This is a genomic window from Variovorax sp. GW823-FHT04F07, assembly GCF_058795995.1.
The window spans coordinates 1474335-1489313 of the sequence record NZ_JBXAIG010000001.1 but is presented as its reverse complement, the minus strand read 5'-3'; the positions used below and the strand labels follow the sequence as shown (position 1 = coordinate 1489313).

Below are 14979 nucleotides of genomic sequence, written 5' to 3'. Positions count from 1 at the left end.
CGGGCAAGAGGCCCTGCAGGGGACGTGCTTCCTTGATATTTCATAATAAGAAATCAGCAAGCACTATTTGAAATAGGGAAACTTCTATGCGAAACTCCGGCGCGCTCGGTGCCCAGCGCACTAAATTACAGCCACAGCCCTAAAAGGAGAGACAAGCATGTCGGCAAATCCCGAGAACCTGTTCGGCTCGGCCGCAAACGATGCGGACGCCCAGGAGACGCGTGAATGGATGGATGCACTGTCTTCCGTCATCCAGAGCGAAGGGCCCGAGCGGGCGCACTTCCTGCTCGAACAACTGCTCGAACATGCGCGCCAGAACAGCGTCGACATGCCGTTCTCGGCCAACACCGGCTACGTGAACACCATCGAGCCGGGCGTGGAAGCCCGCAGCCCCGGCAACCTCGAGATCGAACAGCGCCTGCGCGCCTACATGCGCTGGAACGCCATGGCCATGGTGGTCAAGGCCAACCGCATCCACCCGCCCGAAGGCGGTGACCTGGGCGGCCACATCGGTTCCTTCGCCTCGCTGGCCAGCATGTTCGGCGCCGGCTTCAACCACTTCTGGCACGCCGAGAGCGAAAACCACGGCGGCGACCTGCTGTACATCCAGGGCCACGTGTCGCCCGGCATCTATGCCCGCGCCTACCTGGAAGGCCGCCTCTCCGAAGACCAGCTGCTCAACTTCCGTCAGGAAGTGGACGGCAAGGGCCTGTCGAGCTACCCGCATCCCAAGCTGATGCCCGAGTTCTGGCAGTTCCCCACGGTGTCGATGGGCCTGGGCCCGCTGATGGCGATCTACCAGGCGCGCTTCCTGAAGTACCTGCACGCCCGCGGCATCGCCAACACCGAGAACCGCAAGGTCTGGGTGTTCTGCGGCGACGGCGAAATGGACGAAGTCGAATCGCTGGGCGCCATCGGCCTGGCCGCGCGCGAGAACCTCGACAACCTGATCTTCGTCATCAACTGCAACCTGCAGCGCCTGGACGGCCCGGTGCGCGGCAACGGCAAGATCATCCAGGAGCTCGAAGGCGAGTTCCGCGGCGCCAACTGGAACGTCATCAAGCTGATCTGGGGCAAGGGCTGGGATGCCCTGCTCGAGAAGGACCATGACGGCGCGCTGCGCAAGATCATGATGGAGTGCAACGACGGGGACTACCAGTCGTTCAAGGCCAACGACGGCGCCTACGTGCGCAAGAACTTCTTCGGCCGCGACCCGCGCACGCTGAAGATGGTCGAGCACCTGACCGACGACGAGGTCTGGAACCTGCAGCGCGGCGGCCACGATTCGCAGAAGGTGTACGCCGCCTTCCACGCCGCCCAGAACCACAAGGGCCAGCCCTCGGTGCTGCTCGTCAAGACCGTCAAGGGCTTCGGCATGGGCAAGATCGGCGAAGGCAAGAACACGGTCCACCAGACCAAGAAGCTCGGCGACGAGGACATCAAGGCCTTCCGCGACCGCTTCAACATCCCGATTCCCGACAGCCAGATCGCCGAGCTGCCGTTCTACAAGCCGGCCGACGACACGCCGGAAATGCGCTACCTGCACGAGCGCCGCAAGGCCCTGGGCGGCTACCTGCCGCACCGCCGCGTCAAGGCCGACGAGAGCTTCACGGTGCCCTCGCTCGACACCTTCAAGGCGGTGATGGAGCCCACGGCCGAAGGCCGCGAGATCTCGACCACGCAAGCCTACGTGCGCTTCCTCACGCAGCTGCTGCGCGACAAGGCCCTGGGCCCGCGCGTCGTGCCCATCCTGGTGGACGAGGCCCGCACCTTCGGCATGGAAGGCCTGTTCCGCCAGATCGGCATCTACAACCCGCACGGTCAGCAGTACACCCCGGTCGACAAGGACCAGGTCATGTACTACAAGGAAGACAAGGCCGGCCAGATCCTGCAAGAGGGCATCAACGAAGCCGGCGGCATGTCCAGCTGGATCGCTGCGGCCACGTCGTACAGCACGAACAACCGCATCATGGTGCCGTTCTACGTGTACTACTCGATGTTCGGCTTCCAGCGCATCGGCGACCTGGCCTGGGCGGCCGGCGACATGCAGGCCCGCGGTTTCCTGCTGGGCGGCACCTCGGGACGCACCACGCTGAACGGCGAAGGCCTGCAGCACGAAGACGGCCACAGCCACATCCTGGCCAACACCATCCCGAACTGCGTGAGCTACGACCCGACCTTCGCGCACGAAGTCGGCGTGATCCTGCACCACGGCTTGAAGCGCATGGTCGAGAAGCAGGACAACGTCTACTACTACCTGACGCTGCTCAACGAGAACTACGCGATGCCCGGCCTGCAGCCCGGCACCGAAGAGCAGATCATCAAGGGCATGTACCTGTCCAAGCAGGGCCCGGTGGTCAAGGCCGCCAAGGGCGCCAAGGAAGCACCGACCGTGCAACTGCTGGGCAGCGGCACCATCCTGCGCGAGAGCTTTGCCGCACAGGAACTGCTCGAGAAGGAGTGGGGCGTGTCGGCTTCGGTGTGGAGCTGCCCGAGCTTCAACGAGCTGACCCGCGACGGCCAGGACGCCGACCGCTGGAACCTGCTGCACCCCGACCAGACGCCGCGCGTGCCCTTCGTGGCCGAGCAACTGGGTGCCTCGACCGGCCCGGTGATCGCGTCGACCGACTACATGAAGGCCTACGCCGAGCAGATCCGTCCCTTCGTGCCCAAGGGCCGCAACTACAAGGTGCTGGGCACCGACGGTTTCGGCCGCAGCGACTTCCGCGCCAAGCTGCGCGAACACTTTGAGATCAATCGTCACTACATCGTCGTGGCTGCGCTCAAGGCGCTGAGCGAAGATGGCATCGTGCCGGTGGCCAAGGTGGTGGAAGCGATCAAGAAGTACGGCATCAATGTCGACAAGGTCAACCCGCTTTACGCTTGAACATCAACAACCAACGAACGAACGGCGCCTGACGGCGGGAGACAACGATATGGCAGCAGTGGAAGTGAAGGTGCCGGACATCGGCGATTTCGATGAAGTCGCGGTGATCGAGGTGCTCGTGAAGGTGGGCGACACGGTCAAGGCCGAACAGTCGCTCATCACGGTCGAATCGGACAAGGCGTCGATGGAAATCCCGTCGTCCACGGCCGGTGTGGTCAAGGAAATCAAGGTCGCCGTGGGCGACAAGGTCAAGGAAGGCTCGGTGGTGCTGGTGGTCGAGGCCGAGGGCGCGGCTGCCGCCGCCCCGGCACCGGCTGCTGCGGCACCCGCTGCCGCAGCGCCTGCGCCGGCTGCTGCCGCTCCGGCTGCAGCGGTTGCGTCGGGCCCGGTCGACGTCAAGGTGCCGGACATCGGCGACTTCAAGGACGTCGCGGTCATCGAGCTGCTGGTGAAGGTGGGTGACACCATCGCCGCCGAGCAGTCGCTGATCACGGTGGAGTCGGACAAGGCCTCGATGGAAATCCCGTCGTCGGCTGCCGGCGTGCTGAAGGAACTCAAGGTCAAGGTGGGCGACACCGTCAACATCGGCGATCTGATCGCGGTGCTCGAAGGCGCCGCAGGTGCCGCGGCACCAGCACCCGCGCCGGCACAGGCTGCGGCTGCCGCGCCCGCCGCAGCAACCGCCAGCGCACCTGCGCCGGCCGCCGCAGCACCTGCTGCAGCCGCCCCGGCCCACCAACCGACGTCGGCTCCCACCGGCAGCCTGCCGCACGCCTCGCCCTCGGTGCGCAAGTTCGCACGCGAACTCGGCGTGCCGCTCGAAGAGGTCAAGGGTTCCGGTCTCAAGGGCCGCATCACGCAGGAAGACGTCCAGAACTTCACCAAGGCCGTGATGAGCGGCCAGGCCAGCACCAAGGCCTCGGCGGCCAAGGCGCCGGCCGGTGGTGGTGGCGACGGCGCGGCGCTGGGCCTCATCCCGTGGCCGAAGGTCGACTTCACGAAGTTCGGCACCGTCGAGCGCAAGGACCTGTCGCGCATCAAGAAGCTCAGCGGCGCGAACCTGCACCGCAACTGGGTGATGATCCCGCACGTCACCAACAACGACGAAGCCGACATCACCGAGCTCGAGGCCTTCCGCGTCTCCACCAACAAGGAGAACGAGAAGTCGGGCATCAAGGTCACGATGCTGGCCTTCGTGATCAAGGCGGTGGTCGCGGCGCTGAAGAAATTCCCCGACTTCAACACCAGCCTGGACGGCGACCAGCTCGTCTACAAGCAGTACTACAACATCGGCTTCGCGGCCGACACGCCCAACGGGCTCGTGGTGCCGGTGCTGAAAGATGCCGACAAGAAGGGCATCCTGCAGATCAGCGCCGAGATGGGCGAACTCGCCAAGAAGGCGCGCGACGGCAAGCTCGGCTCGGCCGACATGCAGGGCGGCTGCTTCTCGATCAGCTCGCTCGGCGGCATTGGCGGTACGCACTTCACGCCCATCATCAACGCCCCCGAAGTGGCCATCCTCGGCCTCTCCAAGGGCCAGATGAAGCCGGTGTGGGATGGCAAGCAGTTCGTGCCGCGTCTCACGCTGCCGCTGTCGCTGTCGTACGACCACCGCGTGATCGATGGCGCCCTGGCTGCGCGTTTCAACGCCTACCTGGGGCAAGTGCTCGCGGACTACCGTCGCATCCTGCTATGACCACCGTAGTGGCCGTCCGCAAAGGCGGCCAGGTCACGATGGCGGCAGACTCGCTGGTGACCTTCGGCGACACGCGCATGTCGCACAACGCCGAAGCGAACCAGAAGATCTTCACTGTCGAGGATGCCGCGGGCCAGAGCCTGTTCGCGGTGGCGGGCGCCGCCGCGCACCAGCTGGTACTCCAGCATGCGCTGGCGGCCCAGCCGCGCGAGGCGCTGCAGTTCGGCAGCAAGCACGAGGTGTTTCACACCTTCACGCAGCTGCATCCAGTGCTGAAGGATTCGTTCTTCATGCAGACCAAGGAAGACGAGCACGAGCCCTACGAGTCGAGCCAGTTCACCATGCTGCTGGCCAACCCGAGCGGCATCTACGGCATCTACAGCTACCGCGAGGTGTTCGAGTTCAAGCAGTACTGGGCCATCGGCTCGGGACGCAGCTTCGCGCTCGGCGCCATGCACGCGGCCTATGACAACAAGTCGCGCAACGCGCGCGACGTGGCGGAGGCGGGCATCGCCGCCGCCTGCGAATTCGATCGCAATTCGGCCCTGCCGGCCGACGTTCTCACACTCAAACTGAAAGTGTCCAAATGAGCGAACAACACATCAAGGTGCCGGACATCGGCGACTTCGACGAAGTCGCGGTGATCGAGGTGCTGGTCAACGTCGGCGACACGGTCAAGGCCGAGCAGTCGCTCATCACGGTCGAATCGGACAAGGCCTCGATGGAAATTCCGTCGTCGGCCGCCGGCGTGGTGAAGTCGCTGGCCGTGAAGGTCGGCGACAAGGTCAAGCAAGGTTCGGTCGTGCTGACGCTCGAAGTCGACGGGGCCGCCGCGCCCGCGCCGGCTGCGGCGGCACCCGCACCGGCCGCAGCTGCTGCGCCAACGCCCAAGGCGGCCGCACCGGCCCCCGCCGCGGCAGCGTCCGTGGTGGTGCCCAGCTACGGCGGCAAGGTCGATGTCGAGTGCGACGTGGTCGTGCTCGGCGCCGGCCCCGGCGGCTACTCGGCCGCCTTCCGCGCGGCCGACCTCGGCCTGAAGGTCGTGCTGATCGAACGCTACGCCACGCTCGGCGGCGTGTGCCTGAACGTCGGCTGCATTCCGTCGAAGGCGCTGCTGCACGTCGCTTCCGTCATGGACGAGGTGAAGCACTTCGCCGACCTGGGCGTGAGCTTCGCCGCGCCCACGGTCGATCGCGCCAAGCTGCTCGGCCACAAGAACAAGGTGGTGGGCAAGCTCACCGGCGGCCTCACGGCCATGGCCAAGATGCGCAAGGTGACGGTGCTGCGCGGCGTGGGCAACTTCATCGACCCGTACCACCTGGAAGTCGAAGAGACCTCCGGCACGAGCTGGGACACCACCGGCAAGAAGCAGACCGTCAAGTTCCGCAACGCGATCATCGCGGCCGGTTCGCAGTCGGTCAGCCTGCCCTTCATGCCGAAGGACCCGCGCGTGGTCGACTCGACCGGTGCGCTCGAGATGGGCACCGACCCCAAGCGCATGCTGGTGCTGGGCGGCGGCATCATCGGCCTCGAAATGGGCACGGTGTATTCGACGCTGGGTGCGCGCCTCGATGTGGTCGAGATGCTCGACGGCCTCATGCAGGGCGCCGACCGCGACCTCGTGAAGGTCTGGCAGAAGATGAACGCGCCGCGCTTCGACAACATCATGCTCAAGACCAAGACGGTCGGCGCCGAAGCCACGAAGGACGGCATCAAGGTCACCTTCGAGGGCGAGAACGCGCCGAAGGAACCGCAGGTGTACGACCTCGTGCTGCAGGCCGTGGGCCGCAGCCCGAACGGCAAGAAGATCGGCGCCGAGAAGGCCGGCATCACGGTGAGCGACCGCGGCTTCATTCCGGTCGACATCCAGATGCGCACCAACGTGCCCCACATCTTCGCCATCGGCGACATCGTGGGCCAGCCCATGCTCGCGCACAAGGCGGTGCACGAGGCGCACGTGGCGGCCGAGGTGATTGCCGGCGAGCAGAAGGGCGACAAGGAGCTCTCGAGCGCCGCCTTCAACGCCCGCGTGATCCCCAGCGTGGCCTACACCGATCCCGAAGTGGCATGGGTCGGTCTCACGGAAGACCAGGCCAAGGCCGAAGGCATCAAGGTCAAGAAGGGCCACTTCCCGTGGACGGCTTCGGGCCGCGCCATTGCCAACGGCCGCGACGAAGGCTTCACCAAGCTGCTGTTCGACGCCGAGACGCACCGCATCCTGGGTGGCGGCATCGTCGGCACGCACGCCGGCGACATGATCGGCGAGATCGCGCTGGCCATCGAGATGGGCGCGGACGAGATCGACATCGGCAAGACCATCCATCCGCACCCGACGCTGGGCGAAAGCATCGGCATGGCGGCCGAAGTGGCGCACGGCACCTGCACGGACCTGCCGCCGGCGAAGAAGGCCTGAGCGACATATAAGAAGGGCGCCGAACTGGCGCCCACAAAAAATCCCGCCGCGGCGGGATTTTTTTTCGTCCGGGATTCGGGGAAATCGAATCAGTCGCTGGCGGTGCCCATGGCCGCCGCCTTGACCTCGTCGCCCTGGCCGCTGAGCACGCGGCGGGCGCCGTCGAAGCGGCGCTGCCAGTAGCTGCCGTTCATGTCTTCGACACGGACCTGGGCACCGGAGCGGGGGGAATGGATGAACTTGCCTTCGCCGACGTAGATGCCGACGTGGCTGAAGGTGCGGCGCATGGTGTTGAAGAACACGAGGTCGCCGGGCTTGAGCTGGCTGCGGTCGATCTTCTCGGTGGCGGCGGCCTGTTCTTCGGCGCGGCGCGGGAGCACATGGCCCACCGTCTGGTTGTACATGGCGCGGACGAAGCCGCTGCAATCGAAGCCGGATTCGGCGGTGTTGCCGCCACGGCGGTAAGGAACGCCGAGGAAACCGATGGCGGTCACGACGAGGTCGGACGTGCGCTCTGCGACGGTCTGGCGAACCTGATGGAACTGGCCGACCAGGCCGCGTTCGGCAAGGATTCGGTCCATCTCATCCGATCGATCCTGTTGAGGGGGGGCGGCGTGGACGGCCACGGCGAACAGGAGGGATACGGGTAGGACGAAAAAACGCATGGCGCGTAGGATATTGATGACGCGCAGTTATGTCAATTTAATCTGAATTGTTGAATGCGCGCGTAAACCATTGATTTACATGTGTTTTTTCGATCCGGCGGAAGAAAAAATGTAACGGTGAACGTTTATGCGGCATAAGGATTCGAATGTAAACACCTTGGTCGATATGACTTTGCGGTCTTAAAAGTCGACATGTGCGTTCCATTTGTTGTCAAGATGGCCTCAAATTCAGGAAATCTTCATGAACTTGCAGAATCGCTCCTTTCTTCGCTCCCTGGGAAGCCTCTTGGTGCTCGCGGGGTGTGGCCTGGCTGGCGCGGCCATGGCGCAGGTGCGTACCGAAACCGTCGCTTCCGGTCTTGAAAACCCCTGGGGCGTCGCCTTCCTGCCGGAAGGCCGTTTCGTGGTCACCGAGAAGCCCGGCCGCCTGCGGCTGGTGGCGGCCGACGGCAAGCTGGGCGCGCCCATCCAGGGCCTGCCGTCCATCGCGGCGGGCGGGCAGGGCGGGCTGCTCGACGTGCTGGCCGACAGCGGCTTCGCGCAGAACCGCACCCTGTACTTCTGCTATTCGGAACCCGAGGCGGCCGGCGGATCGGCCAACAGCACTGCGCTTGCACGCGCCCGTCTGTCGGCCGACGGCACGAAGCTGGAAGCATTGCAGGTCATCTTCAGCCAGAAGCCCAAGGTCGCGAGCCGCGCGCACTTCGGCTGCCGCATCGTCGAGTCCCGCGACGGGACTCTCTTTCTCACGCTCGGCGACCGCTTCAGCCGCAAGGACGATGCGCAGACGCTCGACAACCACCACGGCAAGGTGGTGCGCATCGCCAAGGACGGCAGCGTGCCGAAAGACAACCCCTTCGTCGGCAAGCCGGGGGCGCTGCCCGAGATCTGGAGCTACGGCCACCGCAACAGCCAGGGCGCGACGCTCGCGTCCGATGGCCGCTTCTGGATGACGGAGCACGGCCCGCAGGGCGGCGACGAGATCAACATCCCGCGCGCCGGCGTCAACCATGGCTGGCCGGTGATCACCTACGGCGAGAACTACGGCGGCGGCAAGATCGGCGAGGGCATCACCCGCAAGGACGGCATGGCGCAGCCGCTGCATTACTGGGTGCCGTCGATCGCGCCCTCGGGCATGGCCTTCCTTACCAGCGACCGCTACGGCGCCGGCTGGAAGGGCAACCTCTTCGTGGGCTCGCTGAAGTTCGGGTACCTCGACCGCATCGAACTGAAGGACGACAAGGTGGTTGCCGAGCACAAGCTGCTGGCCGACGGCCGCGCCCGCATCCGCGACGTGAAGCAGGGGCCGGACGGCCTGCTCTACGTGCTCACCGACGAGTCCGACGGCAAGCTGCTGCGCCTGCGGCCGAACTGACCGACGGCTCAGCCCGGGCAGCCCGGCAGCGGCAGCGTCGGCAGCAGGCGGCGCCAGAGCCGCCGCCACTCGGGCCAGTCGTGCCCGCCGTCGGTCGTGACCACGCGTTCCGCCGGCAGCGCCCCGGCCAGCAGCCGGTGGCTGAAGGCGAAGCGGTCGTCGAGCGCGTAGCCCAGGTACAGCGGCGGCCGGTCGCCGAAGGTGCGGGTGTGGCCGACGTAGCCGCGCAGCCATTGCCACAGCTGCGTGTCGCTGGGCGTGCGCGGGTCGCTGCCGGGCGGCGCCTCGAGCGGGCCGCGCCAGCGCGACAGGCCGCCGGCATTGGCGATGTCCTGGCTCAGCACGCGTTCGCCCAGGTAGGGCGCCAGCACGACCAGGCCGGCGAGGTCGCCGGGGTGCGTCTGGGCATACAGCAGCCCGCCGAAACCGCCGACCGAGATGCCTGCGATCCAGATCGCCTTGTAGCCCTGGCGGCGCGCCGGTGCGATCACGTCCCGATCCAGCCGGTCGAGGATGGTCTTGTTGCGGTAGTAGCCCATGTGGGCGTCGACGCGCAGGGTGTCGACGGCGAGCCGGTTCTCGTTCAGTGCGTCGATGAGGCCTTCGCGCTCGAACTCCTCGGGCGCCGAGTAGGCGCCGGGCAGCAGCACGATCAGCGTGTCGGCGTTGCGGATGCAGCTGCTCTTTTCCAGTGTGGTGGCCAGCGGCGCCTCGGCGGCACGCAACCCGCTGCAGCCGGCGAGCAGCAGCAACGAGGCGGCGCCGAGGAGCAGGGCGAGGCGGCGGCGCAGGAGCGACAGGGTCTGCATCCGCCGGAGTCTAGGTGCGCGACACCGGAATTGGCAGGTCGACCATCACAGGCTGTCCCGGCACGGTGCAGCCGGTGTCGCAGCACTTGCCGGGCTGGCGGTTCTTCGTGATGGCGCGGCGCGGGTCGTGCGGCGCGGCGGCCGGCGTGCCGTCGGCCGCGATGCCGCGCTCGAGCAACCGCTCGACCAGCTCGACCTTCGAGCCGACCGGGTAGTTGCGCCAGATCTCCTGCTTCATCGCCGCCGGCGAGCCGCCGCCATGCAAGCTGATCACGCTGTACCAGCCGCCCTGGTAGCCGGCCGTGAGGTCTTCGATGAAGCGCGCCGTCTCGATGCGCTGTTCGTAGGGAATGGCGGGGTTGGCGCGCAGCACGTCGGACAGCCGCGCCGCCGTCTCGGGGTTGTGGTCTTCGTCCGGGCCGGGCAGGGTGACGATGAGGCCGCCGCTCACGTAGTGCGCGATGCGGTGCATGTCGTAGATCTTCGTGGCCAGCAGCAGCTTGCCGATGTTGCTGAACACCGGGTCGGGCATGAAGACCTCGCAGTGGTCGTCGGCCTTGCCGTAGACGCTGGCCGCCACGCCGCAGGCGAAGAAGCTCTCGGTGATGGTGATGAGCTCGACCATCTGCTCGCGCAGGTGGCTCTCCTTGCCGGGGTCGAAGCCGTTGGCCTCGCACATCAGCGCACCGGCGCCGATCAGCAGGTCGCCGAAGCCGGCGCGGGCCGCGATGCAGCTGTGGCGGTGGTGCGTGGCGTAGCTGTAGGTGAGGTGGCCCGAGTGCTCCCATTCGCCGGCGTAGAACACGCGCTCCCACGGCACGAACACGCGGTCGAACATGCACACGCCGGTGCTCTGGCCGTACTTGCGGCTGAACAGGGCGTCCCCGTGCTCGAGCTTCTCGCCGGGCCGACCGGCCGGCCGCGCGACGATGGTGAGCCCGGGCGCATCGAGCGGCACGGCGCAGCAGACGGCGAAGTCGGCGTCTTCCTTGGCCATGTTCCGGCAGGGCATGACCAGCAGTTCGTGCACGTACGGCGCGCCGGTCACGATGGCCTTGGTACCCGAGATGACGATGCCGCGCGCGTTGCGCTCGACCACGTGCAGGTAGCTGTCGACGTTCGCCTGCTCGTGCGGCCGGCGGCTGCGGTCGCCCTTGGCGTCGGTCATTGCGACGCCCAGGGTCAGGTCCTGGTCCTGGATGCGGTGCAGGTAGTCGTGGAAACGGGCGGTGTGCTCGGTGCTGCCGCGTGCGTCGTCGATGCGCGCCGACACCTGGGCGATGGCGTTGAGCGCGTCGTGCGTCAGGTAGCGCTGGGCGCAGCCGGTTTCCTGGCAGACCAGCCGCACGGCCTCGAGCTTGTTGAGCAGGTCGCCCGAGCTGGTGTTGATATGCGAGAGCCGGTTCACGCGCTTGCCGCTGGTGTGCTGCACGGCGGTCATGAGTGGGGCGTACTCGGACTTCAGCGCGTGGTCGTAGGTGAGGGCGATGGCGTTGATGCCGGGCTGGAGGGCGGGCTCGTCGGCCACGCTGGCGACGCGGCGGCCGTCGACGAACACGGTGGGCGTGTAGCGGCGCAGCGATTCACGGTAGTCGGCGCCGGACATGAGGAGGGCGTCGGAAGGTGGGGCATTCATGCGTGGTTGTCTCCGGGGGCTCGTGGGGATTTTTGGACCGTCGGCGCAAAAATTTAAACACTGTTCAATTTTTAGATCAACGTTCGAAAAAATGATCGACGACCAGGTCGAGGGCTATAGTCCCGCCCATGCACGCCAAGCTCCAACGCCGCCAGACCCTCACCGACGCCCGCCGCGCCCTGGTGCTCGACGCCGCCCGAGCGGTGTTCGCCGAGGCGGGCATCGAGGGCGCGAGCATCCGTGAAATCGCGAAGAAAGCCGGCTACACGCCGGGCGCCATCTATTCGTACTTTGAGAGCAAGGAGGCGATCTACGCGGCCTTGCTCGACGAGTCGCTGCTGCGCCTGCAGGCTGCGGTGGCCGAGGTGGCGGTGTCCGAGCGCCGGCCCGACCAGACCCTGGCCGCCAAGGCTCAAGCCTGGTTCGACTTCTACGCGGCGAACCCGCGCGACCTCGACCTCGGCTTCTACCTGGTGCACGGCATGCGGCCTCGAGGGCTCACGCACGCGCTCGACCACGAACTGAACGACCGCCTCTATGACGCCCTGCGCCCCTGCGAGGAGGCGCTGCTTGCCCTGGGTCTCGATGCCGACCTCGCGCAGCAGGAGAACACGGCGCTGTTCGCGCACGGCGTCGGGCTGCTGCTGATGCAGCACACGGGGCGCATCCGCATGTTCAGGCAGTCGGCCGATGCACTGTTCAAGACCTACCTCGCGCAGCTGGTGCAGCGATCTTCCCCTGTGGCAACGGCAGACGATCCCGCGAAACCCGCGCTTTTCGGTGGTACGGTTCAGCCCAGTTCAACCGATACCTGAAAGAAGAAGTCCATGCTGCTCGACGCCACGCAATCCCAACTCGTCCTGGTCGATTACCAGGCGCGGCTGATGCCGGCGATCTTCGAAGGCGAGGCGGCAGCGCGCAACGCGGCGCGCCTGGGCCAGATGGCGCAATGGGTCGACGTGCCGGTCTGGGGCACCGAGCAGAACCCGTCCAAGCTGGGCGAGAACCTGCCCGAGATCCGCGCCTTCTGCCGCAAGACGCTGGCCAAGATGCATTTCAGCGGCGTGGAAGAGGGGCTCGGCGAATGGCTGCGTCCGCCCGCCAAGGCCGCGCCGCAGGGCAACGCCCGCAGCCTGCCCAAGCACCTGCAGAAGCCCCCGGCCGCGGCCGAGGAGCGCAACACCATCGTCATCGCCGGCTGCGAAGCCCATGTCTGCCTGCTGCAGACCGCGCTCGACCTGCTCGAGGACGAGTTCGACGTGTGGGTCGTCACCGACGCCTGCAGCTCGCGCACCGAGCGCAACCGCGACGCGGCCTTCGACCGCCTGGCCGGTGCCGGCGCCGAACTCGTGACCACCGAGATGGTCGGCTTCGAGTGGCTGCGCACCGCTGAGCACCCGGCGTTCCGCGACCTGCAGGCGCTGATCCGCTGATTCACTGAACTGCTGTCGAAGGGCGGCCCGGCAAGGGGGTCGCCCGGATTGCCGCGGCTGTCAGCTTCCCGCAAGATCGACTCCCATAATTATGAATTCAGTTTCGGCGCGAGTCCGGAACGGCATCCATAAAACAGGAGACAGATCCCGATGAGCCGCTATGAAGAGTTCTACCGCCAGTCCGTCGATGCGCCCGAGGCCTTCTGGGCCGAGCAGGCCAAACTGATCGACTGGCACACGCCCGCGCAGCAGATCCTCGACGCCAGCCAGCCGCCGTTCGCGCGCTGGTTCGTCGGCGGCACCACCAACCTGTGCCACAACGCCGTCGACCGGCACCTGGCCGATCGGGGCGACCAGCCGGCGCTGATCTTCGTGTCGACCGAAACCGGCGTCGAAAAAAGCTACAGCTTCGCTGAGTTGCATGCCGAGGTGCAGCGCACCGCCGCCAGCCTCGTCGAACTGGGCGTGTGCAAGGGCGATCGCGTGCTCATCTACATGCCGATGATTCCCGAGGCGGCCTTCGCGATGCTGGCCTGCGCGCGCATCGGCGCCATCCATTGCGTGGTGTTCGGCGGTTTCGCCAGCGGCTCGCTGGCCACGCGCATCGAGGACGCCGAACCCAAGGTGGTCGTGAGCGCCGACGCGGGTTCGCGCGGCGGCAAGGTCATCGCGTACAAGCCGCTGCTCGACGAAGCCATCCGCCTGTCGAAGCACAAGCCCGAGGCCGTGCTGCTGACCGACCGCGGCCTGGCGCCGATGACGCTGGTGGCCGGCCGCGACCACCTGGCTGGCGAGCTGAGGCACAAGCACATGGATGCGCAGGTGCCCTGCACCTGGCTGGCCTCGACCGACATCAGCTACACCATCTACACGAGCGGCACCACCGGCAAGCCCAAGGGCGTGCAGCGCGACGTGGGCGGCTATGCCGTGGCGCTGGCCGCGAGCATGAAGCACATCTTCGACGGCCGGCCCGGCGAAACCTACTTCTCGACCAGCGACATCGGCTGGGTCGTGGGCCACAGCTACATCGTCTACGGCCCGCTGATCGCGGGCATGGCCACCATCATGTACGAGGGCCTGCCCACGCAGGGCCTCGACCAGCAGCCTGACGGTGGCATCTGGTGGCGCCTGGTCGAGAAGTACAAGGTGACGGTGATGTTCAGCGCGCCCACCGCCGTGCGCGTGCTCAAGAAACAAGACCCGGCGCTTCTCAAGAAGTACGACCTGTCGACCCTGCGCGCGCTGTTCCTGGCCGGCGAGCCGCTGGACGAACCGACCGCGCGCTGGATCAGCGACGGCCTGGGCGTGCCGATCATCGACAACTACTGGCAGACCGAGTCGGGCTGGCCGATGATCACCATCGCCAACGGCGTGGAAGCCAAGCCCAGCAAGTTCGGCAGCCCGGGCGTGCCGATGTACGGCTACCGCATCAAGATCCTGCACGAGTCGACCGGCGAGGAACTCACCGGCGCGAACGAGAAGGGCGTGGTCGTGGTCGAGGGGCCGACGCCGCCCGGCTTCATGCAGACCGTGTGGAAGGACGACGCCCGCTTCGTCAACACCTACTGGAAGAGCGTGCCGGGCAAGATGGTCTATTCGACCTTCGACTGGGGCATCCGCGACGCCGACGGGTATTTCTACATCCTGGGCCGCACCGACGACGTGATCAACGTGGCCGGCCACCGGCTGGGCACGCGCGAGATCGAGGAGAGCATCTCGGGCCACGCCAACGTGGCCGAGGTGGCCGTGGTCGGCGTGGCCGACACGCTCAAGGGGCAGGTGGCGATGGCCTTCGTCGTGCCGAAAGACGGCCTGGCCGTGACCGATGCCGACGCGGCCCTCAAACTCGAGGGCGAGATCATGAAGGTCGTGGCCGACCAGCTTGGCGCCCTGGCGCGGCCCGCGCGCGTGCGCTTCGTGAGCGGCCTGCCCAAGACCCGCAGCGGCAAGCTGCTGCGCCGGGCCATCCAGGCCGTCTGCGAGCAGCGCGACCCGGGCGACCTGACCACCATCGACGATCCGGCCACGCTGCAACAGATCAAACAGTTACTGTCCGCCACCTGAC

Annotated in this window: 11 protein-coding genes; 8 read left to right on the top strand and 3 right to left on the bottom strand. The window is 66.6% G+C overall.

Annotated elements, in window-relative coordinates:
* Window positions 1–157 precede the first annotated feature (157 nt).
* The 4 genes from aceE to lpdA are packed head-to-tail and all read left to right on the top strand — an operon-like array spanning window position 158 to window position 6996.
* Entirely contained in the window at window positions 158–2887 is a 2730-nt protein-coding gene (gene aceE / locus AC1RAA_RS07065; protein ID WP_492727374.1) for a pyruvate dehydrogenase (acetyl-transferring), homodimeric type, read from the top strand.
* Between the two features lie 49 nt (window positions 2888–2936).
* The gene (gene aceF, locus AC1RAA_RS07060; protein WP_492727372.1) at window positions 2937–4583 is read left to right on the top strand and encodes a dihydrolipoyllysine-residue acetyltransferase; all 1647 of its coding nucleotides are present in this window, start codon (window positions 2937–2939) and stop codon (window positions 4581–4583) included.
* Entirely contained in the window at window positions 4580–5173 is a 594-nt protein-coding gene (locus AC1RAA_RS07055) for an Ntn hydrolase family protein (protein ID WP_095745669.1), read from the top strand. Before aceF ends, AC1RAA_RS07055 begins: the two co-directional genes overlap by 4 nt.
* Window positions 5170–6996 carry a dihydrolipoyl dehydrogenase gene (lpdA, locus tag AC1RAA_RS07050; RefSeq protein ID WP_492727369.1) on the top strand — a complete coding sequence of 609 codons (1827 nt, stop codon included), beginning with the start codon at window positions 5170–5172 and terminating at the stop codon, window positions 6994–6996. The genes AC1RAA_RS07055 and lpdA overlap by 4 nt, the downstream gene beginning before the upstream one ends.
* 89 nt (window positions 6997–7085) lie before the next feature.
* On the opposite strand, the gene AC1RAA_RS07045 is transcribed toward lpdA, so the two are convergent.
* Window positions 7086–7661, bottom strand: a complete 576-nt coding sequence (locus tag AC1RAA_RS07045) for a C40 family peptidase (RefSeq protein ID WP_062480809.1) — start codon at window positions 7659–7661, stop codon at window positions 7086–7088.
* 322 nt (window positions 7662–7983) lie between these two features.
* On the opposite strand from AC1RAA_RS07045, the gene AC1RAA_RS07040 reads away from it, so the two are divergent.
* Window positions 7984–9036: a PQQ-dependent sugar dehydrogenase gene (locus AC1RAA_RS07040; RefSeq protein ID WP_492728340.1), complete on the top strand. Its 1053-nt coding sequence runs from the start codon at window positions 7984–7986 to the stop codon at window positions 9034–9036.
* An 8-nt stretch (window positions 9037–9044) separates the two neighbouring features.
* Here the strand turns inward: AC1RAA_RS07040 and AC1RAA_RS07035 are convergent, their stop codons facing one another.
* Together AC1RAA_RS07035 and AC1RAA_RS07030 are read right to left on the bottom strand one after the other, a co-directional pair.
* Window positions 9045–9845: an alpha/beta hydrolase gene (locus AC1RAA_RS07035; protein WP_492727365.1), complete on the bottom strand. Its 801-nt coding sequence runs from the start codon at window positions 9843–9845 to the stop codon at window positions 9045–9047.
* A gap of 10 nt (window positions 9846–9855) precedes the next feature.
* Window positions 9856–11481 (bottom strand): 4-hydroxyphenylacetate 3-hydroxylase family protein, encoded by a 1626-nt coding sequence (locus AC1RAA_RS07030; RefSeq protein ID WP_492727363.1) that lies wholly within the window; start codon window positions 11479–11481, stop codon window positions 9856–9858.
* Between the two features lie 128 nt (window positions 11482–11609).
* On the opposite strand from AC1RAA_RS07030, the gene AC1RAA_RS07025 reads away from it, so the two are divergent.
* The 3 genes from AC1RAA_RS07025 to AC1RAA_RS07015 all read left to right on the top strand — a co-directional run bounded on the left by AC1RAA_RS07025 (window position 11610) and on the right by AC1RAA_RS07015 (window position 14978).
* Complete coding sequence (locus tag AC1RAA_RS07025) at window positions 11610–12296, top strand: TetR/AcrR family transcriptional regulator (RefSeq protein ID WP_492727361.1); 687 nt, start codon at window positions 11610–11612, stop codon at window positions 12294–12296.
* A gap of 12 nt (window positions 12297–12308) precedes the next feature.
* Window positions 12309–12914: an isochorismatase family protein gene (locus tag AC1RAA_RS07020; RefSeq protein WP_062480816.1), complete on the top strand. Its 606-nt coding sequence runs from the start codon at window positions 12309–12311 to the stop codon at window positions 12912–12914.
* Between the two features lie 150 nt (window positions 12915–13064).
* A complete protein-coding gene (locus tag AC1RAA_RS07015; RefSeq protein ID WP_492727359.1) occupies window positions 13065–14978 on the top strand; it encodes a propionate--CoA ligase in 1914 nt (637 codons plus the stop codon).
* Window position 14979: the final 1 nt, after the last annotated feature.